Annotated in this window: 1 pseudogene; it reads right to left on the bottom strand. The window is 56.2% G+C overall.

The annotated features are described in order from the left end of the window. A pseudogene (locus tag AUR66_RS12360) lies at positions 1-502 on the bottom strand (AAA family ATPase); the annotation flags it as partial.

Here is a 502-nt window from a genome sequence, read left to right as displayed (position 1 = left end):
GGCACTCGAATAAACGCAAACCGTCGCATGAACGCGTAGCTCATCTCATACAGCGAGGTCTTGTCGTAGGTGTTCAGCGTCGCGAACAACGGCCACGACGAGGGTATGACGTACTCGTGTGCCGCTGGCGTGTTTACCGTCTCGTCTGCAGGTTCCAACGCAATCTCTGCGCCATCACGCGTATAGGGGAGCTGGACTGATTGTCCCGAAAGCACGGTGAAAAGCTGGCCGAACGCTTTGTCAATATCAGCGCGATTGAGCTCGTCGATGACGAGTGGCTCGTTCAACTGCGTACTCTCTCCGCGATCCTTGAATCGGTTGAGTATCAACCCTGGAGAGAACTCGAGTTCGTTCCCACTCCCACCCTCGCCATTGGGCATGTAGCCACCTACGGTGTCGAAGGTCGACCAGTCGGCAGTGGCAGTCGTGACTTGCGACCCAGAGAACAGGTATGGATACTCCGATTCGAGATAGTCACACACCCGGCGTGCGATTTCGGTCT

Origin of the sequence: Haloferax profundi (genome assembly GCF_001469865.1) — an archaeon.
GTDB lineage: Archaea > Halobacteriota > Halobacteria > Halobacteriales > Haloferacaceae > Haloferax > Haloferax profundi.
Note: the sequence above shows the minus strand (reverse complement) of the source record. Positions and strands in the feature narration are given on the sequence as shown.